The 16,927-nt window shown below is 66.3% G+C and carries 28 protein-coding genes; 14 read left to right on the top strand and 14 right to left on the bottom strand.

All coding sequences use genetic code 11. The annotated features are described in order from the left end of the window. The first annotated feature begins 3 nt into the window (after window positions 1-3). Window positions 4-1,365, top strand: coding sequence for a hypothetical protein (locus tag BLQ71_RS10680; RefSeq protein ID WP_133066145.1), 1,362 nt, complete (start codon window positions 4-6; stop codon window positions 1,363-1,365). Here the strand turns inward: BLQ71_RS10680 and BLQ71_RS10675 are convergent. The 12 genes from BLQ71_RS10675 to BLQ71_RS10620 form a co-directional block, all read right to left on the bottom strand. Beyond that, entirely contained in the window at window positions 1,344-1,814 is a 471-nt protein-coding gene (locus BLQ71_RS10675; RefSeq protein ID WP_083342224.1) for an NUDIX hydrolase, read from the bottom strand. The genes BLQ71_RS10680 and BLQ71_RS10675 overlap by 22 nt on opposite strands. Window positions 1,815-2,057: 243 nt before the next feature. Further along, window positions 2,058-3,137: a tyrosine-type recombinase/integrase gene (locus tag BLQ71_RS10670; RefSeq protein ID WP_083342219.1), complete on the bottom strand. Its 1,080-nt coding sequence runs from the start codon at window positions 3,135-3,137 to the stop codon at window positions 2,058-2,060. Beyond that, window positions 3,138-3,371, bottom strand: a complete 234-nt coding sequence (locus tag BLQ71_RS10665) for a helix-turn-helix domain-containing protein (protein ID WP_074621705.1) — start codon at window positions 3,369-3,371, stop codon at window positions 3,138-3,140. Continuing rightward, window positions 3,368-3,637, bottom strand: a complete 270-nt coding sequence (locus tag BLQ71_RS10660) for a DUF4031 domain-containing protein (protein ID WP_074621704.1) — start codon at window positions 3,635-3,637, stop codon at window positions 3,368-3,370. The genes BLQ71_RS10665 and BLQ71_RS10660 overlap by 4 nt, the downstream gene beginning before the upstream one ends. After that, window positions 3,634-4,269 carry an HNH endonuclease signature motif containing protein gene (locus tag BLQ71_RS10655; protein WP_074621703.1) on the bottom strand — a complete coding sequence of 212 codons (636 nt, stop codon included), beginning with the start codon at window positions 4,267-4,269 and terminating at the stop codon, window positions 3,634-3,636. The genes BLQ71_RS10660 and BLQ71_RS10655 overlap by 4 nt, the downstream gene beginning before the upstream one ends. Beyond that, window positions 4,266-4,505 carry a hypothetical protein gene (locus BLQ71_RS10650; protein ID WP_074621702.1) on the bottom strand — a complete coding sequence of 80 codons (240 nt, stop codon included), beginning with the start codon at window positions 4,503-4,505 and terminating at the stop codon, window positions 4,266-4,268. The genes BLQ71_RS10655 and BLQ71_RS10650 overlap by 4 nt, the downstream gene beginning before the upstream one ends. A gap of 51 nt (window positions 4,506-4,556) precedes the next feature. Next, entirely contained in the window at window positions 4,557-5,381 is an 825-nt protein-coding gene (locus tag BLQ71_RS10645; protein WP_074621701.1) for a DUF2303 family protein, read from the bottom strand. Window positions 5,382-5,404: 23 nt separating this feature from the next. Then, the gene (locus BLQ71_RS10640; RefSeq protein ID WP_074621700.1) at window positions 5,405-5,731 is read right to left on the bottom strand and encodes a YfdP family phage-associated protein; all 327 of its coding nucleotides are present in this window, start codon (window positions 5,729-5,731) and stop codon (window positions 5,405-5,407) included. Then, the gene (locus tag BLQ71_RS10635) at window positions 5,718-5,897 is read right to left on the bottom strand and encodes a hypothetical protein (protein WP_074621699.1); all 180 of its coding nucleotides are present in this window, start codon (window positions 5,895-5,897) and stop codon (window positions 5,718-5,720) included. Before BLQ71_RS10635 ends, BLQ71_RS10640 begins: the two co-directional genes overlap by 14 nt. Beyond that, window positions 5,894-6,076, bottom strand: coding sequence for a hypothetical protein (locus BLQ71_RS10630; RefSeq protein ID WP_074621698.1), 183 nt, complete (start codon window positions 6,074-6,076; stop codon window positions 5,894-5,896). The genes BLQ71_RS10635 and BLQ71_RS10630 overlap by 4 nt, the downstream gene beginning before the upstream one ends. Further along, window positions 6,076-6,351 carry a hypothetical protein gene (locus tag BLQ71_RS10625; protein ID WP_074621697.1) on the bottom strand — a complete coding sequence of 92 codons (276 nt, stop codon included), beginning with the start codon at window positions 6,349-6,351 and terminating at the stop codon, window positions 6,076-6,078. The genes BLQ71_RS10630 and BLQ71_RS10625 overlap by 1 nt, the downstream gene beginning before the upstream one ends. After that, window positions 6,348-6,620: a hypothetical protein gene (locus BLQ71_RS10620; RefSeq protein WP_074621696.1), complete on the bottom strand. Its 273-nt coding sequence runs from the start codon at window positions 6,618-6,620 to the stop codon at window positions 6,348-6,350. The genes BLQ71_RS10625 and BLQ71_RS10620 overlap by 4 nt, the downstream gene beginning before the upstream one ends. Window positions 6,621-6,776: 156 nt before the next feature. Here BLQ71_RS10620 and BLQ71_RS10615 point away from each other — a divergent pair, with 156 nt between their 5' ends. Next, window positions 6,777-7,130: a hypothetical protein gene (locus BLQ71_RS10615; protein WP_074621695.1), complete on the top strand. Its 354-nt coding sequence runs from the start codon at window positions 6,777-6,779 to the stop codon at window positions 7,128-7,130. Here BLQ71_RS10615 and BLQ71_RS10610 read toward each other — a convergent pair. Further along, window positions 7,114-7,389 (bottom strand): hypothetical protein, encoded by a 276-nt coding sequence (locus BLQ71_RS10610; RefSeq protein ID WP_074621694.1) that lies wholly within the window; start codon window positions 7,387-7,389, stop codon window positions 7,114-7,116. The two genes, BLQ71_RS10615 and BLQ71_RS10610, sit on opposite strands and share 17 nt — an antisense overlap. 643 nt (window positions 7,390-8,032) lie before the next feature. Next, window positions 8,033-8,470: a helix-turn-helix domain-containing protein gene (locus BLQ71_RS10600; RefSeq protein ID WP_074621692.1), complete on the bottom strand. Its 438-nt coding sequence runs from the start codon at window positions 8,468-8,470 to the stop codon at window positions 8,033-8,035. Between the two features lie 107 nt (window positions 8,471-8,577). On the opposite strand from BLQ71_RS10600, the gene BLQ71_RS27055 reads away from it, so the two are divergent. From BLQ71_RS27055 to BLQ71_RS10540, 12 genes are all read left to right on the top strand, one after another. Continuing rightward, entirely contained in the window at window positions 8,578-8,793 is a 216-nt protein-coding gene (locus BLQ71_RS27055; protein WP_367888664.1) for a helix-turn-helix domain-containing protein, read from the top strand. After that, window positions 8,790-9,029, top strand: coding sequence for a hypothetical protein (locus tag BLQ71_RS10595; RefSeq protein ID WP_074621691.1), 240 nt, complete (start codon window positions 8,790-8,792; stop codon window positions 9,027-9,029). The genes BLQ71_RS27055 and BLQ71_RS10595 overlap by 4 nt, the downstream gene beginning before the upstream one ends. Before the next feature lie 72 nt (window positions 9,030-9,101). Continuing rightward, entirely contained in the window at window positions 9,102-9,533 is a 432-nt protein-coding gene (locus BLQ71_RS10590) for a hypothetical protein (RefSeq protein ID WP_074621690.1), read from the top strand. Window positions 9,534-9,598: 65 nt separating this feature from the next. Next, window positions 9,599-10,069, top strand: coding sequence for a hypothetical protein (locus tag BLQ71_RS10585; RefSeq protein WP_133066144.1), 471 nt, complete (start codon window positions 9,599-9,601; stop codon window positions 10,067-10,069). 25 nt (window positions 10,070-10,094) lie between these two features. Next, complete coding sequence (locus BLQ71_RS10580) at window positions 10,095-10,820, top strand: helix-turn-helix domain-containing protein (RefSeq protein WP_074621688.1); 726 nt, start codon at window positions 10,095-10,097, stop codon at window positions 10,818-10,820. Beyond that, window positions 10,817-11,233, top strand: a complete 417-nt coding sequence (locus BLQ71_RS10575; RefSeq protein ID WP_133066143.1) for a hypothetical protein — start codon at window positions 10,817-10,819, stop codon at window positions 11,231-11,233. The genes BLQ71_RS10580 and BLQ71_RS10575 overlap by 4 nt, the downstream gene beginning before the upstream one ends. Further along, window positions 11,230-11,469 carry a hypothetical protein gene (locus BLQ71_RS10570; protein WP_133066142.1) on the top strand — a complete coding sequence of 80 codons (240 nt, stop codon included), beginning with the start codon at window positions 11,230-11,232 and terminating at the stop codon, window positions 11,467-11,469. The genes BLQ71_RS10575 and BLQ71_RS10570 overlap by 4 nt, the downstream gene beginning before the upstream one ends. A 322-nt stretch (window positions 11,470-11,791) precedes the next feature. Further along, on the top strand, window positions 11,792-12,073 hold the full coding sequence (locus tag BLQ71_RS10565; protein WP_074621685.1) for a hypothetical protein: 282 nt from the start codon (window positions 11,792-11,794) through the stop codon (window positions 12,071-12,073). After that, the gene (locus BLQ71_RS10560) at window positions 12,070-12,750 is read left to right on the top strand and encodes a helix-turn-helix domain-containing protein (protein WP_074621684.1); all 681 of its coding nucleotides are present in this window, start codon (window positions 12,070-12,072) and stop codon (window positions 12,748-12,750) included. Before BLQ71_RS10565 ends, BLQ71_RS10560 begins: the two co-directional genes overlap by 4 nt. A 16-nt stretch (window positions 12,751-12,766) precedes the next feature. Then, window positions 12,767-13,348, top strand: a complete 582-nt coding sequence (locus BLQ71_RS10555) for a hypothetical protein (protein WP_074621683.1) — start codon at window positions 12,767-12,769, stop codon at window positions 13,346-13,348. 944 nt (window positions 13,349-14,292) lie between these two features. After that, window positions 14,293-14,922 carry a hypothetical protein gene (locus BLQ71_RS10545; RefSeq protein WP_074621681.1) on the top strand — a complete coding sequence of 210 codons (630 nt, stop codon included), beginning with the start codon at window positions 14,293-14,295 and terminating at the stop codon, window positions 14,920-14,922. Between the two features lies 1 nt (window position 14,923). Continuing rightward, on the top strand, window positions 14,924-16,921 hold the full coding sequence (locus tag BLQ71_RS10540; protein WP_074621680.1) for a phage terminase large subunit family protein: 1,998 nt from the start codon (window positions 14,924-14,926) through the stop codon (window positions 16,919-16,921). Window positions 16,922-16,927: the final 6 nt, after the last annotated feature.

Below are 16,927 nucleotides of genomic sequence, written 5' to 3'. Positions count from 1 at the left end.
GGCGTGTTGCTGGTGCTGGTCGCCATCGTTGTCACCCTGGACGAATGGGCCTTGCACGGCGCCAATGTGCTGATTCCCTTCCTGGTGGTGGCGCTGGTGGTCCTTCTGGCAGTCAGGGTCGCGCGGTCACGCCAGGCGTTTGTGCTGGCGGCTTTGGTGTTGACCGGCATCGCGATGGCGGTTCTGTCCGACTGGCAGCAGACCGTGCTGCGCGCACTGGGGTCTGCCGGTTTCATCGCCGCCTTTTTCGCCGCGCTGACCACGCTGCGCAACGTGGCCGAAAGCTCTCCCTCCATCCGCGCCGCAGGCATGTTCCTGGCCGAGCAGCCGCCCGGGCGCCGCTATGCCGCGCTGACGGTGGGCAGCCACCTGTTCGCCCTGTTGCTGAACTACGGGGCGATCTCGTTGCTGGGGAACCTGGCGACGACAAGCGCCGCGCAGGAACCCAATGCCGAGATCCGGCGCCACCGCACGCGCCGGATGCTGCTGGCGATCCAGCGCGGCTTTATCTCGTCGCTTCCCTGGTCGCCGCTGGGGTTCTCGATGGCGATCACCAATGCGCTGATCCCCGGTGCCCGCTGGGCGGCATCGGTGCCCGCCGGGTTCGTCAGTGCGGGCATCATCATCGTGACGGGCTGGGCGCTGGACCGGATCTTCAAGCCGAAATTGTCGGTTCCGCCGCCGCCGCGCGGGCCGGTCGACGGGTCCTGGGGGCTGATGCGCCCGCTCCTGCTGCTTTTGCTTCTGCTTGGCGTGACGGTATCCGTGCTGCACACCCAGACCGGGTTCCGGATCGTTGGGATCGTTATGCTGGTGGTGCCGCTCTTGTCGCTGGGCTGGGCGCTGGTCCAGCATCGGGGCGGAGCGCTGGATTACGGGATGCGTGACAGGCTGGTGCGCTATGTCACGCAAGAGCTGCCGGGCACCCGGGGCGAGGTCACGCTGTTGATGATGGCGGGCTATATCGGGACCGTGGGTGGCCCGCTGCTGGGCCCCGTGGTGGCCGGGGCGGGCATCGACCTGGCCGCGCTGCCGACCTGGGCGGTGCTGGTGCTGCTGGTCTGGCTGGTGCCGTTCCTGGGACAACTGGGCATGAACCCGATCCTCGCGGTGACGCTCTTTGCCTCGATCATTCCGGCGCCCGAGGTTCTGGGGGTCACGCCCGCGGCGGTGGTGGCGGCCATTGCCGCGGGCTGGGCCATCAGCGGCATCTGTTCGCCTTTCACTGCGACCACCTTGCTGATCGGGTCCTTTGGAGGCGTCAGCGCCCTGCACGTAGGGACCCGTTGGAACGGGGCCTTTGTCGCCATTGTCGGGGCGCTGTTGTCCGTCTGGGTGGTGATCTACGCCCTGGTCTTCGGCTGATCCGGCCCGTCAGACCTTGGTGCGATTAAGGCGGCTTGCGCGGCGACCTCTGCAACGTCCCGGCTGAGAGCAAGCGCGCCAGAGTGCAGGGCGTCCATCGGGAACCAGCGCGCCTCGAGCGCGTCGTCTCCGGCGACCGGATCACCGTCCAGCCATTCGCAGAGCACGGCCACCAGGACGTAGTGATACCGCAACGTGCCGTCGTCGCCATGATCGAAGGCATCGACCGCAGTAAAGACCTGTTGTGCCTTGGCGCGTATCCCCGTTTCTTCCGCAAGCTCACGCAGCGCGGCGGCGTGGATGGATTCGCCGGGCTCCATCTTGCCCCCCGGAAAGCCCCACCGCCCGGCATCCGGCGGGTTTCGGCGCCGGACCAGGAGCACATGGTCATGCTTGAACACCGTCGCGATCGTCGCGACGATGGGTCTGACAGGGGCGATCTGGGTCAAGCTGTAGCACTTCCGATTGAACACGCCGGGCGCCGGCGGCCCGGCCCTGTCTCATCGGTAGTTGCCATGCCGGAGGAGGCCAAGCGATTATCGGGGAAATCGTCACTTGGTCCCAGCCGCGCCCACCAAACAACACCATCGAATTAGGAAGAATGATGGTGGGCGACCTTGGAATCGCAGAATGAGAAGTTGAGCCATTATTTTAAGGCTCACCTGTCCCGCAAAAAAACCATGCGGGACACATTACCAGTCCCGAGCCTCCAGCGCGGCCACGCCATCGGCGGCCAGAATCCGGCGCTGGACGCCCTTCGTGTAGACCTCGGAGGTCTTTGCCTGGGTGTGCGACATGACCGCCATGATCTGGTGCTGCGTGCATCCCGACTCGGCCATCAGCTCGGCAACGGCCTTGCGGATGCCGTGAGATGACTTGTCGGGCAGGCCCGCGTCGTCGCACCAGCGGCGGACCTGGTTGCGCAGGCTTTCCGCGCTGGTGAACGGACGCCCGCGTTTTCCCAGGATGTAGGCGGGGCCCACAACGGTCACGGCACGGGTCGCCTCGAAGAGCGGGCGGGCCATCGGGATGCTGACGAAGGCGGACCCACGCTTGCGCGGTTGCCATTCCAGGAAGATCTGGCCGTCCCGGATCCGCTCATTTCCCCGACCCAGCCAGATTGCATCCCCGATCCGGCAAGCCGTGAAAGCCTGCAGGGTTAGCCAGAGGTGTGGGGTGCTGCCTTTCGGGTGGCGGTCCTTGAACTTGCGCAGATCCTCTGCTGTCCAGGGCGTTGCACCGCCAGCCGGGCGGCGGTTGATGGCCGTGATTCCAGCAGCGGGGTTGTGTCCAATTTCTCCGCGCTCGATCGCCCATTGATAGACTGCGCGACCGGTCTTGATCAGGTTGTCGGCGGCACCGGGCCGATCTGCCCAGGCGTCCCGGATCGCGACGAAGGCGGCGGGCGGGGCGTCCATGTCATAGTCGCCGTAGCGGTCGCCTTGTGTTTCCGCGTGGTCGCAGAGCCGTGTCAGGACACTCCGGCGCTGGCGGAGCGTGTCGGGGGACATCTGCCCGGCCTCCACCATCTTGCGCAGGTAATCGAGGTATCGGGTGCAGAGCCAGTCCAGTGACCGTTCCACCGCAACAGGCGTGTCGGGCTGATAGATCTGGCCGGCACGCGCGGCATAGTAGTGGTCCAGGAAGTCGGCGTGATCCGGCCCGACAGGCAGGGCGATCCGGCGCGACGTGTCACCCTCAACCCGGACCCGCCACCGCGGTGAGCCGTTCCGGTGTGTCTCGCGCAGGAGGCCTGGAAGTCTGACGCGCATCTATCCTGTCCGCCATTGTTTCGGTTTTGCCGGTGCCGGGACCACCTGTAGCGGGGCCTGCCCATCATAGGGCAGGCCATCGGCCCAGGCGTCAAGATCGCGCCGGTCATAGAGCACGTTCCCCCCGTCGCGCTTGCAGGGCAGGTCGAGCTGGCGCAGCTTGCTGAGCGAGACGCCCAGGTAATGCGCCGCCGCCTTGGCCTGCATCAGCCTTGGGAGGAAGTGATAGGTCATGCCTTCTTCTTGTCCCTGCACTTCATCGCCAGTTGGCGCATGGTGATTTCGACGGCGCCGTGCTGGACCGCGAGGGCGCGCTTTCTGGTGGCTATGTCGAAATGCTCGTTGGCCGTGCCGCGCTTCTGGATCCAGCGCCGGGCCACGCCGATCTTGTCGGCCATCGCCAGCAGTTCGTCGGTCGAGTCCGCGATCATGTGGCACATCTTCATCCGACCGTACTGGCCCAGCGGTGTGCGGTGCATGTCATCGACATAGACGGTCATGCTGCTCCTCCTTTGCGGGCCACCCGCACGGCCTGTTCCAATTCTGCCGTTGCCATGATCGTTGGTTTCAACTGCGCTGGCGCGTCGTCGTATCCCGTGGTCCAGCGGCCCGAGAGACGGGGGAGCATCGACCGGGGGATGCATTTCCAGTTGGCCGGGTCGGTATTGGTCCGGTCTCCGTCCAGGCATTTCAGGGCGTGGCCCTCCGGCACGGGGCCGTTTGCTTCTTCCCAGCGGATCAGGTGGACGGCGCGCCAGCGAGACTGCAGCGGCATCCCGTCGTGGATCTTGCGTTCCAGGTAGCCATCCTTGCTCAGGCGTTCTGTGCCGATCGGCTTGTAGAGGTCGACCGCTACACCACGGCGCTCCCCTTTCTTGAACCGGCCTTGTTCGCTGCCAGGCGGGTTGAAAGGTTTGCCCTTGTTGTGCGGTGCCTGACCTTTCTGGAAGCGCCCCGTGCGACCGGTGAGCCAACCCTTGCGCTTGCACAGGGCGGTCAGATTGGCCTGGCTAACGTCCGGGCGGTCCCAGATGTCGACAAATTCGCGGTGCAGCTCACGGCGGGGCAGGTGGCAGTTGTCGCCGATCCAGAAGAGCTCGGCGTCGGAATAGCTGATCGCCCGGCCCTTCATTCGCTCTTGCTCCCGATCTGGGGCAGCATCGGCAGCACCGCCTGACCATGCTCAGCAAAGAGTTTTGCCGCCTTGAGCTGCAACTCGGCGTTGCTGGTGATCTGATCTGCGACCTGGACGATGGACTCCGCGCGCTTGCACTCGGTCTCGATCATGTCCGCGTCCAGTTTCTCGTCACTGAGGCGTTCGAGCTGGGCGAAGAGGTGGTTGTTGAGGTCGGTGAGCTTGTTTTTCATGTGGCGGCTCCCATTGAGGACCCGCGCCTCTGGCGGCGCGGGCAGTCCGGTTTACGCCGGGCGGCCAAAGACCACCGGCAGGCCGGTGCCTTCGGCGATGCGCGTTGCCACCTGCTGGAACTCTGCCTGGCGGCGGTACTCGACCCGGCGCCAGACGAAGCCGAGTTTCAGGCCGCCGGCGGAGGGGCGGAACCGGAAGCTGGCGGTGATGTCGACAGGCGCCTCGCCCGCGAAAAGCGGGATCTGCAGGGTGAACTGGGTTGGCACCTTCATCTCGCCCTTGGTGTGGGTCTCGGTCTCGTAGACGATGGACCGTTCGCCGGTTTGCAGCCGGGTCGAGGACTTGAAGTTGACGCCCTGTGTCGCTTCGAGGTCGCGCGCGATCTCGATCATGACGGTAGGTTCCGGGGCGATGATGTCGTTGGCGTTCTCGTCCAGGAACTCGGCAAAGGCCATCTGGTCGATCAGCTCACCCTGGATGTCGTTCCATCGCTTGAACTCTTCGCTTTCGCGCAGCTGCAGGGTGGCCGTGTGCTTGCGCGGGCTGGGGGCCAGCGGTTCCTCGTCCAGGTTGCTGGCGTGATAGTCGAGGCAGGCCATGACGCGCAGGCTGTCGATGTCCGCGATCAGCAGCGAGTCCTCGGTGCTGAACCGGTTGGCGTAGGTGATCAGCGACTGAGCATCGTCCACCACCGGCTGTGCCATGATGTGCGGCGGCAGGGCGTGCGGATCCGGGATCTCCGTCAGCTTGAAATCGGTCGGGCCAAAGGTGAAGCGCTTGCCGTTTGCGCCCTCGATCACCGGTTCGGCGAGCCGGGCGGCGGTCAGGGTCACGTCCAGCGCGGCGCGCGGGTCGGTCAGTGTGGTGTCGGTCATTTCAGGTCCTTTCGGGTTGGGATTCATTCCGCCGCGTCGCGGCGGCTTTCGACCTCGTCCAGCCAGTCGCCCTGGTTGGGGTCGCGGCGCGACAGGCGTGCGTCGTCGCTGAGGAAGTAGATTCCAGCGCCCAGCTCGCGGCGCGGCTTCTTGGCGGTGACTTGCGGGACGCATTCGATCTGTCCGGCCTTGTTCACCTTGAGTGGCAGTTTCAGCGTGATCTCGCCGCTGTTCCCGGTCTCCTGGATTGCCTCCAGCACCTCGGCCAGGCGGGTGTCCATCTCGCGCAGCAGTTCGCCGCGACGGAAGGTCTGGAGAAGTTCGAGGAAGTTCAGTTCATCGCGTGCCATGGGTGTCCTTTCCTGTGTGGCGCAGGCCGAAGCTGAGGAACCTGCGGGCGTCCTTGATTTCGTCGGAGCTGCCCACCTCGATCAGCAGGCGGGCGGCGTCGCGGATCGTGGCGTCGTCGTGATCGGCGGGCAGGGCGAGGATTGCGCGGGCCTCGGCGGGGGTCATTGCAGGCCTCGTGCGTAGAGGGTCAGGCCCGCCGTGACGGCAGCGAAGAGGGCCACCAGGCAGACCGCGGCCTGGCGTTCGCCGCGGCGCATGACGGGCCATTCGCGGCCCAGCATCAGCGCCATGACGACGGTGGCGATCAGCAGGACGCCCGCGACGATGCTGAGGATCGTCTTCATCACGGCGCCCCAAGTGTCAGGCGCGCGGCGGTCAGCGCGAGGATCGCGAGGATGGGTAGGGCAAAGGCCCAGCGGCGGCGCCTGCGCCGGGCGGCCTCTCGCTCTGCGACCTCGGCGGCCTGGGCCGAGAGGTGCAGGCGCTGGGGGACCTTGTGGATGGGCCGTGTGTCCACGCGCGGTGCCTCACCCATGCCGATGTCCTCCATTCCGGCATCACTGGTGCCGTAGGTGTGTTCGGCGATCTGCTGACCGCCCCATTGGTCATGCGGAGTCATGCCGCACCGCCTTCCGACCGGTGCCGCGCGATGGCTGCGCGGGTGGCGGGCAGGGCGCGGGCAAGGGCGGCGTCGATTTCGTTGACGGGGGTGGGCAGGCGCAGGAGGCGCGAGAGGCGCTGAGGGTCGATGGCGGCGCTGGTGCCGTCTTCGAGCTGCTGGCGGGCTTTCAGCCGCAGCCAGGCGTCCAGACTGGTGATCCGGTCAACCGCGCCCGAGGGCGGTACGACCAGGTCGGCGGTGAAATCGCGAGGGATGCGTTTGGGCATGGGACCTCCATCGGGATGCGGGGCCGTGCCATTCGGACGGGCGGCCTGTTTCCGGGTTGGATTGATGCGTGATAGCGTCAGGCGCGAGGCGCGCGATTCCGGCACGCGCCTCGCCACATCCCCAATGAAACGAGACTTCACAGGAGACATGTTCAGATGAGTGACATTGATGCACTGCACGCCCGGTACAGGGCTGCAAGGGTAGGCTTTGAAAAGGCGCACAGCGCCTTGCTGGATATACACAAACGAATTGTCGAAGTTTGCAGGTTGGTCGTTGGTTCCGCAGCAAGCCCTGGGCAAAGCCCGCTCAACGCGCTGACCCTGAACCCAGCTTTCAAGCCTGGGATCAATGACTGGCCGGCGCGCCTTCCTGATCGCGATGAGCTGCGGGGCGCCCTGGCGGACTACGACCGCGCCCGGGTCGAGTTCGTCGAGGCCTATGAGGCGTTGCCCGAGGGTGAGCGCAGGCATGTCAAGGAACCGCCCCGGCATCTTACGCATCCGTTCTGACGGGGATTTCGACAATTCGGTGAATGTGACCGTCGAAGCCACGAAAGATCAGAAGTTTGTGTGGGCTGCCGTTGATGCGGATGCACTCGCACTGCGCCGTGCCATTGCAACGATATCCTGCCAGCAGCGCGCGCAGGCGGCGGTTTTCTTCGGCAAGCTCCGAAAGTTCGCGCGACAGGACGTCGATGCAGGCCTCGGCGTCCATCTCGTCGCGCTCGAAGTTTCCGGCGCTCAAGGTTTCCAGCAACTTGTCAGTCATAGGGCCTCCATCCAAGTGCCTGCCTGACGGCGGGCGGGGTGTCCCGGCGGGTGCATCGCGGGGGATGTGGCCGGGGTGGGATGAAGCATGTAGAGCAAAAATGCTCAACATTAGTCAAGCAAAAACGCACACGCTCAACGCGCGGGCGCTCGGCTTAGGTGTTTTGATTCGTGTCTCGCAGCGCGAAGACGACCGGGCTTCGGGTTAGGCGACCCCGATGACAATGCTGCCGTTTTCCCCGTTTGATAGGGAGAACGCGACTGAGATTTGATTCCCGAACCGGTTTGAACTCAGCAGCGCGGTACCTGTCGCGCCGTTGTTGCATTCCAGGGGGATCGTCTTGTTGGCGGACTTTGCGATCCCTTTGCTTGAGGCAAAGACGGACCGGCACTGCCACCCTTTGGGACTTCTGATGAAGAGCTCATGGGCTGCACCGAGCGGGTCGACTAGGATCTCGCCTGCGATGGCTTCGCCGCGTTGGGTTGAGCCGCTACCGCCTACGGGTACGGGGGAGCATGCGGGCAGGGTGACTGCAAGAAGGGTGGCTGAAATCACAGCGTAGTGGAAACTCATTCTAATAAACCTTTCATGGGCTTATGGTCTTGCCTGCCAATGGGCGGCCGCGCGCAACCTCGGCAGTGCCTTAGTCCAACATAGACTCAATGGCGTCGAGTTTCGCGCGTAATTTGGCAATGCCATCGCGGTCAACGGTCGCGACGATCTGGGCGATTGGACCTACCACCGCAACCTTGATCTCGTTGATGGCCTGAGCGTTTGGCGCTGCCGGTTCAGAGTCCAATTTTGCAAGGGTCTCGTCTGCGACGGTCCGGGGGCGCGGCTGGCTTGGGGCGTTGCGGTAGACGGAAATGGGTTCTTGGAAGTCTTTCGGGACAAAGTCCGCCGGGTCTATCCCGGTCGCTTGGTAAATCGCGGCGACAGTCTTGGCTGATAGGGGCTCTTTCAGTCGCAGCGGCCTGTTGATGGTCGATGCCGCGACGCCAATCTCCTCGGCCAGTCGGTTCATCGACCATTCTTTCGCGTCAAGAACGTGGGTCAGGTATTCGCCGGTCCAATTCGTCATGTGGCGATCATGCGATTATGAGCGCAAACGCGCATCAAGCAAAAACGCTCTTGACCGAAGTGGAGCAAAAACGCACAACAGAGGGCACGTAAACCGAAAGGCGTAGCATGTCCGTTGTCGAGCAGCTTGCGAAGATTGAGGGCCGATTGGGTGAGGCGGGCATTTCTGTTGCGGCCCTTTGCCGGGAGGCAAGTATCGCGCAATCGACCTGGCAGCGTTGGAAATCCGGAGCGCACTATCCCAATCTCCGAAACCTCGAAGCGGTCGAAAAAGCGTGCGGTGACCTCTGTCGTGGGTCCACGCAGACCGGAGACGCCGCATGACCGCCGCCGCCTTCACCGCCTTCCTCTTCCTCGCCGCCCTGGTCGGCGCGCTTGCCGGGTTCGGCGCGGGCTGTCTTGCGGCTTGGGCGATCCGGCAGGGGCGTGACCAGGCGCCTTGCGGAAGGATCGTGGCGGCGGTGCCGCAAACCCCGCCACCGCCGAAGCCCGCGAGGGTGCCGCGCCGCGTCCCCGTGATCGCCATCGGCGATGACATTCGTGTCCGGTGGCGGCCGTGATGTCGGTCTGTCTGTCCCATGCCCACAGCCTGCCTGTCTCTCGCGGGGATGCACAGGAAACGAGGTTTCCGGATGAGTGACGCGCGCACCATCAATGCGGCCATGTCGGCGCTGATCGACGGCACGTTCGGCTGTCTCGACGCTGCCGCCGAGACGATCAATGCGCGGCTTGGCGGGCAGGTCGGCAAGGGCACCCTGTCCAAGTATCTCAGCGGGCAGTTGCAGTGGCCGCTGGCTTATGTCTGGGCGCTGGAGGATGCCGCCGGGCGCTACCCGGTCACGCGGATGATGGCCCGGCGGCTGAGCCCGGACGGGAACCGTGCCTCGGGCCATCTGTTCGAACATGCCGGGGTCATCAGCAAGGAATCCGGCGAGGCCGTGGCGGCCATTCTTGCGGCCCAGCAGTCGGACACGGCCCGCGACACGGGGCAGGCCATTGTCGAGGTCGACGAGGCGATCGAGGCGCTGACGGCGGCGCGATCCAAGCTGGCGGGGTGCCCATGATCTGCCCGCCCATCACTCACGGAAAACCGGCGCTCGGGCATGGCGCCGGTCAGCAGGCCGGGGGCGTGCAGACGTCCCCCCGGGCGGTCTCCGGCCTGCGCAATCAGATCCCGTCGCGTGCTGTGGTTGCTGGCGCGTGGTGGGAGGCCACCGCCGGTGCAGGGTCCGGTGGGCCGCAGACCCGGCGCAAAGTCACTTCCCTGCGCGCCTCTGTCGTGATGGGCGCGCGGCACCTGCCCCGGCGGTTCCTCATGGCCGCTGGGGCCTTTCTGTTGCTGGCCACCGGCGTGGCGGCGCAGGCGGTACAGGGCTGCGCGGAGCGTGACCGGATCATGGTCGACCTGGCGGAAGGGTTCGGCCAGCGCCGGGTCGCCGTGATGCTGTCGCAGGGGTCTGTCGTCGAGATCTACGCGCACCCCGAGCTGGGCGAATGGACGGCGCTGCGGGTCGGGCCGGATGGCCTGGCCTGCGTGATCGACTTTGGCGAGGTGTTCTTTGCCGTCGATGACCGCCCGCCAGAGGGTGATCCGCTGTGACGCCCCGATTGAACAGGAGGGAATGATGGGACAGGCCTTTGTGAACAGGGACCGGCTGTGCGTGTTGCACGCGCGCGGGCTCAGCGATCGCGAGATCGCCGATACGCTGGGGGTGGCCGTGAACACGGTCTGGCGCCACCGCCGGGCGATGAAGCTGGACGCGAATACGCCTTCGAACCGTTTGAGCCCGGAGGATGTCGACCTGATCCGCAAGCGGGCCGGGGAAGGGTTCACTGCCGCCTCCGTCGCGGGTGAATTGGGGGTGACGAAACCTGCCGTGGCCTCTGCCGCGCGTCGGGAGGGCATCACGTTCGGCGCAGGGCGGCGCGAGGAAATCCGGTGCCGTGCGGAGGCGATTGCCGCCAAGACGCGGTCGGGCTGTACGCAGTCCGAAATCGCCGAGGCGATGGGGATTGCGGTGACGACGGTGCGCAAATGGCAGGTTCGGCTGCGCAAGCGCGGCGTTCTGCCAGCGCTTGACGCGACGCCGGTCGCGGCGGTGCCTGATGTGCCGCGGGTGGCGGCGGTGCCTGATGTGCCGCGGGTGGCGGCGGTGCCGCCCAAGCCTGTCGCCAAGGCGGAGCCCGACCCGCTGGATCGCCTGCGGGATCGGTTCGGGGCGGAGGTTGTCCAGGCGCTGGCCGGGATCGGGCGCAAGGGCAGTTACCGGCGCCTGTCCGAGGTGGCGGCGACGCATTCCCTGCCGGTGAAGTCGGTCGAGGGGATCTGGCACCGGGTGCGGGCGGCATGAGCGGGGCGGGGCACATGGGGCAGGTCACGCGGCGCGGCGTGCTGCGGCTGGGTGGGGCGGCGGCGCTGGCCGTCGCCCTGCCGCCCGTGCCGGCGTCCAGCCGTCCGGTGATCTTTGCCGATGGGCTGCGCGACGACAGCCCGGCGTTGAGGGCGCTGTTGTCCGGTGCGCCGGTCGATTTCGCGTCCCCTGCGGCGCAGCGCGGGATCTGGACCGATGGGGGGCGTGTTGCCATCCGCGACAGCCATCTGCGCATCACCGAGGGGTTTGCGGTGTCCGGGCCGGTGCGCGCCGTGACGATCATGGGGTGCGTGATCCGGTCGTCCGCGCCTTCGGTCTTCGATGTGAGCGCGCAGGGGTCTGCCCGGGTCGAGTTTCGCCAAAACCTCATCGACTTCGTGGGTGCGTCATGAGCGCGCCGGGTGTCATGCGGCTCGTGGTGCCTCTGGCGCATCTGCGGGTGAAGCTGGTGCTGGAGGGCGGGCAGGGGACGTTTGGCGTCTTTGCGGCGCCCGACAGTCCCGCGCCGGACAAGGTGCTGCTGAGCGGCATGGTGGGCGGGGACGATGGGCTGACCTCTGCCGGGCTGTTCGAGCTGGCGGTGCAGGTGGCGGTTTTCGAGAAGGCGATGGCGGAGGATGCGGCGTGAGTGGAGAGGCGGACACTTACTGGAGGCTTATGCCGTTGCGCGGTGCACGGAAGGATGTTCTTCACGGGATCATCGACGACATGCCTCGCAAGTACGGTGGCAATGCCGGACGATCTGAGGGAGAGTGGACAGTTTACCCCGGTACAAATGCTGGGTGCCGGGCTCTGATCGAAGAGGCTCGCGAAAAGTATCGGGAAGAAGAATGCCGAGGATCGTGGCCGGGGCGTGCCACGCCACAACGGCGGCGTGAAGCTGTTCATTGCGTCCTCCCTGCCAGCGAAGTCAACGCCTGGCTGGCCACGTTGCCAGAGAAGGTGGACGCATGACCCCGCGGGCGCGGTTCGTCATCTGCGCCGCCGCGCTGGCGGCCAACCGGGGCGGGATGTCTTGGGATTCGCACCTGCTGTCGCCGCTGTCCTCTGCCTGCGAGGCGCTGCCGGGCTTGCCTGCGGGTGACGCCCTGGGGCCGGTGCGCGGGGCCTGTGAGGCCCTGCTGGCGGCGCGTCTGGGCGGGGATGCTTTTGCCTACGGTCAGGCCAAGGATGCGCTGCAGCTGCGGCTGGCGGCCTACTGGGCCTTGAAGGTGCGCGAGGTGGCGGCGTGAGTCACAAGGCGACCAACTGGCTGTCCGACCTCGACCCGGCGCTGTTGTCGGCCTCGGAATTCCGGGTGCTTTTCTATCTCTGTGATTGCCACAATGCGAGTGCGGGGTGCTTCCCCTCGCAGGTCTACTTGCGCGAGCGGGCCGCCGTGTCGAACGGCACGGTCAACAACGTGCTCAACAGCCTGGAGACCAAGGGGCTGATCCAGCGCCACCAGAGCCGGGACGGGCGGACGAAACGGCAATGCCCGACCCGCTACATCTTGGGGTTCGAAATGGGCAAACCGCAAGAGCCGACTCCAGAAACTGGAGGCGGAAACGGGGGCAAATCGGGCGGCGGATCGGCGGCGAAAAAGCCCCGGAAACCGGGCAAGCCGGCTCCAGAATGTGGAGTCGGAGCCGACTCCAATCTGCGGGCCGACCCGACTCCAATTTCGGGGGCGACCCGTCTCCAGCCCACTGGAGAGGAACCTGTAAGTAACCAGGAAATAACCAGCGCGGGCGCGCGCGAGGCGGCGGATTTCAACCCGATGGTGGCGAAATCGGCGGAGCGGGCGGTGGCCGATTGGCGGCGGGGGCGGACGGAGGCTTTTGCCGACCTGCAGCCCTGGGTGCTGGCGCACATCGTTTCGGCGAACCTCCTGACCGATCAAGAGCGGCAGGCGGCGGGACTTGGCTGAGAAAAGGGGAAAGGCGATGACGGGCAGTGACACGATCGAGACGAAGCGCGGGCGGGTGCGGGATGCGCTGGTCGCGGGGCTGGGGTTCCGGTTTCCCAAGGGCGTGAAGCCCGAGGATGCCAAGCGCAAGCTGGACCGGATCTGCGATGACCTGGTCTATCTCTCGCCCGAGAACCTGCGGCGGGTGATCGGCGCCCTGCGGACCAAGGGCGAGGGCACGGCCAAGTGTTTCTGGCCTGATCGCGCGACCTTCCTCGCCTTTGCCGAGATCGCCCAGCCCCGGGCGCTGGAGGATACCCCGGGCGTGGCGTCGTGGTTTGCCAGTGCCGCCGGGCGCGAGGCGCTGGCGGAGGACCGGCTGGTGTCCGAGTTCCTGTTCTGGGAGCGGATGAAGCGCCCGCCGCAGTCCAAGGGCGACAAGCTGCGGGTGACCGAGGATGCGCGCGAGATGGCCGCGCGGCTGCGCCGGGCGCGGGCGGATCGGGAGGCCGGACGTGCGCCGTTCATGGACGATGCCGAGTGGCTGACCTGGTACGAGGGGCTGGAGGCGCGGGCGCGTGCCCTGGTCGAGGCGGGCAAGCGCGGGGCGGCGGCATGATGCAAGGGCGAGTGGTGGCCTCTGGGTCAGTGAGGCCGGGGCGGGGGAGCAAGCGTGAGGTGTCGATCTGGCATCTGCTGGTCTGGGCGTTTCGGGATGAGAAGGTCTCTCTTGATTTCGATGAACTGGCCTCGGTGTCGGGGGAGAGACCGGGGATCGGGACAGAATGGCTGTTGATGCAGCGGAAGGATCTCGGTTGTCAGATCGACGGGGGCGGGCGAAGCGAACCACATCCCGACGCTGACCTTGTGGCCTCGGCCGTGGCGGCTTTGCCCGAGGGGTGCGGCGGGCGCAGGATGGGTATCTGGATTGCCGAGTTGGCAAGGGCGGACAGGTGGCCGGTTCCGCCTGAGGTCGACCCGGTATGCGAACCGGTGACTTGGCGGAGGTGCAAGCATGGCATGCGTGCGCGGCGCGAGCTGCTGGTGCCGGGGCTGGGGGGTGACATGGGTTATTGGTGCCCCGTGCGGTTCACCGGTGACGCGCGTGCTACGGCGGCGCAGCGACGGAGTTGGCTGGCTTGGTGGGGCGCCCTGCTGGAGTTGCAGACAACCTTTCGGACACGACGGGATCTGACCGGGTTCGTCGTGGATGAGCGGATGCCGCCGCAGCAGCCGTGGAGAAAGGGCTTGACTGAAAAGTCACTCTGTTGACATAGTGCCGTTGAACAGAAGTGCGCCCGGGGCAGAGATGCCACCGGGCGCTTCTCGTTTCGGGACACCCCGAGCGCGCCAGCCGACAGGCGCGAGCAGAGCCGGGGCGCTGCAGCGGCTGGGCGGCGCCACATCCCCCGGCGAGATGTCAAGCGAAAGCGGGTCCTTCCGGCGAAATAAACTTATACGGGGGCGCTAAGCGCGTGGGTTTCGCGGCGGTAAACTAAATGGAAAGCCTAAACATAACGGATGTTTAGAAGCCGGGACACGGTTTAGGCGGGCAGGAAAGGCATGAGCGGACTGACGGCGACACAACTGGCGACAAAGCTGGACCTGAGCAAAGGCCGCATCAGCCAACTGGTGACCGAGGGAAAGCTCGACGGGTGCTACAAGGGGGACGGGCGGTCGCGCCGGTTTGACCTGGCGGCCTGCGCAAACGCGCTGAACAGGAAGCTGGACCCGGGCCAGTTGATGGGGAACGGCGCCCGGACCAGGCAGGCGCTGCGCGAGATCGAGGAAACCGATTCGCCGACGGAGGCTTCGCAGGATGTGCCCGAGCGGGACTCGGCGCCGCTGCGGACCACCGACCAAGCCCGCTATGAAATGGCCCGGACGCTCAAGGCCGAGGAAGAGGCCCGGAAGCTGCGCCGCCTCAATGCGCAAGATGACGGGACGCTGGTCCTGGCGGAACAGGCGGGGCGTGAAGCCCGGCGCGCGCTGGCGGCGGAACTGGCCCAGTTCGAGAACGTGTTGCGGAATGCGGCGCGGGCGGTGGCCGACAAGATGGGGGTCGACTTCAAGACGGCCCGGCAGATCATGATCGACGTCTGGCGCGAGCATCGCAGCGCCCGGGCGCAGCAGCTCGACCAGGAGGCCGAGGCGGCAGAGATGGCGCCGGAAGAACAGGACGCCGATTTCTGAGATGGGTTTCCTGACCTCGGCGCGGGCCGTCATCGCCTCGGCGATGGCCGATGCCATGCGCCCGCCGCCGCCACCCGACATCACGCGCTGGTGCCGGGAGAACATCGTCTTCGACGAGCGGTCGCCGTTTCCCGGCCCGTTCTCGATCCGTCCGGTGCAGTTCCTGGCGGAGATCCACGCGGTATTGAGCCCGGAGCATCCCTGCCGGGAAGTGACGCTGCGGGGATCGGCCCAGATCGCCAAGACGGAATCGGTGATCAACCCGACCGTGGCGGCCTGGCATGAATACATGCCGCTCAATTCGCTGGTGGTGCACCCGACGAACAAGGCGGCCACCGACTGGATCGACCAGAAGTGGTATCCGATCCGCCGGGCGGCGCCGTCGCTGCGGCGCATGTTCGGGCGCGGCGGCGGGGCCGACAAGAACAGCGACGCCAAGTTTCGGCAGGAAACTCTGGACCGGTCCGGCATCCTGAAGGTGACCAGCGCCGGGTCGCCGGATGACCTGGCGCAGACCTCGCACCGGCTGGTTGTTATGGACGACCTGTCGAAGTTCGAGATGCATGCCAAGGGCGACCCCGAGGCGATGGCGGTCAGCCGGGCCGCCGCTTTCGAGGATGCGAAGATCCTGCGCGCCTCGACCCCGCAGATCCTGGGGGCCTGCCGGATCAGTGCCGCCTTTGCGCGGTCGGACCAGCGGTACTACAACGTGCCATGCCCGCATTGCGGCAACATGGCGCCGCTGACCTGGGAGAACTTCAAGAAGCGGATCGACCCGCAAAACCTGGCCGATGCGCATTTCACCTGCGAAGCCTGCGGCTGCGAAATCCGGCATTCGGACAAGCCGGCGCTGATCGCGAACGGCAAGTGGGTGGCGACGAACCCCCGCGGCGATCACCCGGGGTTTCACCTGTGGCGGGCCTACGGGCCGCAGCGGGACTGGGCCTCGATCGCATACGAATACGCGCAGGTCATGGGCTGGACCACGGCCAAGGTCAGCGGCGAAACAGAACAGGCGCTGCGCGACAAGGTCGAAGCAGAGACGGAACAGACATTCTGGAACGATGTCCTGGGCCTGCCCTACGAACAGGCGAGCAAGGGGCCGGACTGGGAAAAACTGCGCGACCGGGTCGAGAACGTGCCGGACGGTGAGGGCCGCGGGGTCGGCATCGTGCCGGCGCGGGGCGTGATCCTGACGGCGGGCGTGGACTGTCAGCTCGATCGGACAGAGGTGCAGGTGGTGGCCTATGGCGCGAACTACCAGCGCTGGGTGATCGAGTACCGGGTGATCCCGCATCACGTCGGCAGCGAAGAGGGGCGGGCGGCGCTGGATGCGTTGCTGAAAACGACCTGGCGGACCGAGAAGGGGCACCGCCTGCCGTTGGACCGCATGGCCATCGACGGCGGCACCTACACAGAGGATGTCTGGGCCTTCGCCAAGCGGTGGCAGGCCAAGCGCCTGATCGTGGTCAAGGGCGGGTCCGGCCAGACCGGGCCGATCATGAAGCGGATGGTCATGGGCGACCGCAAGGATGCCCGGGCCCGCGCCGCGCGGCGTCAGGGGCGGATCCTGAACGTCTCGCAGCTCAAGGCGGATTTCTACACCTGGCTGGGCAAGGACGATCCGCTGGCGCGCGGGTACGTGCATTTCGCGAAGGGCCTGGGGGATGAGTATTTCCGCCAGATCACATCGGAGGTGCGGGTGCTGAAACGCGACCGGGTCGGCGTGATGGTCAGCAACTGGCAGCTGGTCGAACCGACACGGCGAAACGAGGGACTGGACACGATGATCTACTCGGACGCGGCGGCGCGCGAGCTGGGTTGGACCTCGATGACCAGGGAACAATGGGCCGCCCTCGAGGCGGAACGCGGGGTCGAGGCCCCGGAAGATCAACCGGACCTGTTCGAGACACAGGCTGCCGTCCAGGTGGCCCCGGTCGAGGATGGGGTCGCAACGGTACAGACACGCCAGCGCAGGCTGCGCGGGCGGGCAAGGTAAGGATCA

The organism is Antarctobacter albus (assembly GCF_900101505.1).
GTDB classification, from domain to species: Bacteria; Pseudomonadota; Alphaproteobacteria; order Rhodobacterales; family Rhodobacteraceae; genus Antarctobacter; species Antarctobacter albus.
The sequence above is the reverse complement of the archived record's forward strand: the minus strand, read 5'-3'. Positions and strand labels throughout refer to the sequence as shown.

Bases quoted from the DNA above. Each gene is read 5' to 3' on its own strand.
- BLQ71_RS10580 (WP_074621688.1), top strand. From the start codon at position 10,095: ATGGGACAGGCCTTTGTGAACAGGGACCGGCTGTGCGTGTTGCACGCG.
- BLQ71_RS10565 (WP_074621685.1), top strand. From the start codon at position 11,792: ATGACCCCGCGGGCGCGGTTCGTCATCTGCGCCGCCGCGCTGGCGGCC.
- BLQ71_RS10590 (WP_074621690.1), top strand. From the start codon at position 9,102: ATGAGTGACGCGCGCACCATCAATGCGGCCATGTCGGCGCTGATCGAC.
- BLQ71_RS10660 (WP_074621704.1), bottom strand. From the start codon at position 3,637: ATGACCGTCTATGTCGATGACATGCACCGCACACCGCTGGGCCAGTAC.
- BLQ71_RS10640 (WP_074621700.1), bottom strand. From the start codon at position 5,731: ATGGCACGCGATGAACTGAACTTCCTCGAACTTCTCCAGACCTTCCGT.
- BLQ71_RS10615 (WP_074621695.1), top strand. From the start codon at position 6,777: ATGAGTGACATTGATGCACTGCACGCCCGGTACAGGGCTGCAAGGGTA.
- BLQ71_RS10570 (WP_133066142.1), top strand. From the start codon at position 11,230: ATGAGCGCGCCGGGTGTCATGCGGCTCGTGGTGCCTCTGGCGCATCTG.
- BLQ71_RS10635 (WP_074621699.1), bottom strand. From the start codon at position 5,897: ATGACCCCCGCCGAGGCCCGCGCAATCCTCGCCCTGCCCGCCGATCAC.
- BLQ71_RS10645 (WP_074621701.1), bottom strand. From the start codon at position 5,381: ATGACCGACACCACACTGACCGACCCGCGCGCCGCGCTGGACGTGACC.
- BLQ71_RS10545 (WP_074621681.1), top strand. From the start codon at position 14,293: ATGAGCGGACTGACGGCGACACAACTGGCGACAAAGCTGGACCTGAGC.
- BLQ71_RS10600 (WP_074621692.1), bottom strand. From the start codon at position 8,470: ATGACGAATTGGACCGGCGAATACCTGACCCACGTTCTTGACGCGAAA.
- BLQ71_RS10610 (WP_074621694.1), bottom strand. From the start codon at position 7,389: ATGACTGACAAGTTGCTGGAAACCTTGAGCGCCGGAAACTTCGAGCGC.
- BLQ71_RS10540 (WP_074621680.1), top strand. From the start codon at position 14,924: ATGGGTTTCCTGACCTCGGCGCGGGCCGTCATCGCCTCGGCGATGGCC.
- BLQ71_RS10555 (WP_074621683.1), top strand. From the start codon at position 12,767: ATGACGGGCAGTGACACGATCGAGACGAAGCGCGGGCGGGTGCGGGAT.
- BLQ71_RS10575 (WP_133066143.1), top strand. From the start codon at position 10,817: ATGAGCGGGGCGGGGCACATGGGGCAGGTCACGCGGCGCGGCGTGCTG.
- BLQ71_RS10595 (WP_074621691.1), top strand. From the start codon at position 8,790: ATGACCGCCGCCGCCTTCACCGCCTTCCTCTTCCTCGCCGCCCTGGTC.
- BLQ71_RS10665 (WP_074621705.1), bottom strand. From the start codon at position 3,371: ATGACCTATCACTTCCTCCCAAGGCTGATGCAGGCCAAGGCGGCGGCG.
- BLQ71_RS10620 (WP_074621696.1), bottom strand. From the start codon at position 6,620: ATGCCCAAACGCATCCCTCGCGATTTCACCGCCGACCTGGTCGTACCG.
- BLQ71_RS27055 (WP_367888664.1), top strand. From the start codon at position 8,578: ATGTCCGTTGTCGAGCAGCTTGCGAAGATTGAGGGCCGATTGGGTGAG.
- BLQ71_RS10670 (WP_083342219.1), bottom strand. From the start codon at position 3,137: ATGCGCGTCAGACTTCCAGGCCTCCTGCGCGAGACACACCGGAACGGC.
- BLQ71_RS10625 (WP_074621697.1), bottom strand. From the start codon at position 6,351: ATGACTCCGCATGACCAATGGGGCGGTCAGCAGATCGCCGAACACACC.
- BLQ71_RS10650 (WP_074621702.1), bottom strand. From the start codon at position 4,505: ATGAAAAACAAGCTCACCGACCTCAACAACCACCTCTTCGCCCAGCTC.
- BLQ71_RS10655 (WP_074621703.1), bottom strand. From the start codon at position 4,269: ATGAAGGGCCGGGCGATCAGCTATTCCGACGCCGAGCTCTTCTGGATC.
- BLQ71_RS10630 (WP_074621698.1), bottom strand. From the start codon at position 6,076: ATGAAGACGATCCTCAGCATCGTCGCGGGCGTCCTGCTGATCGCCACC.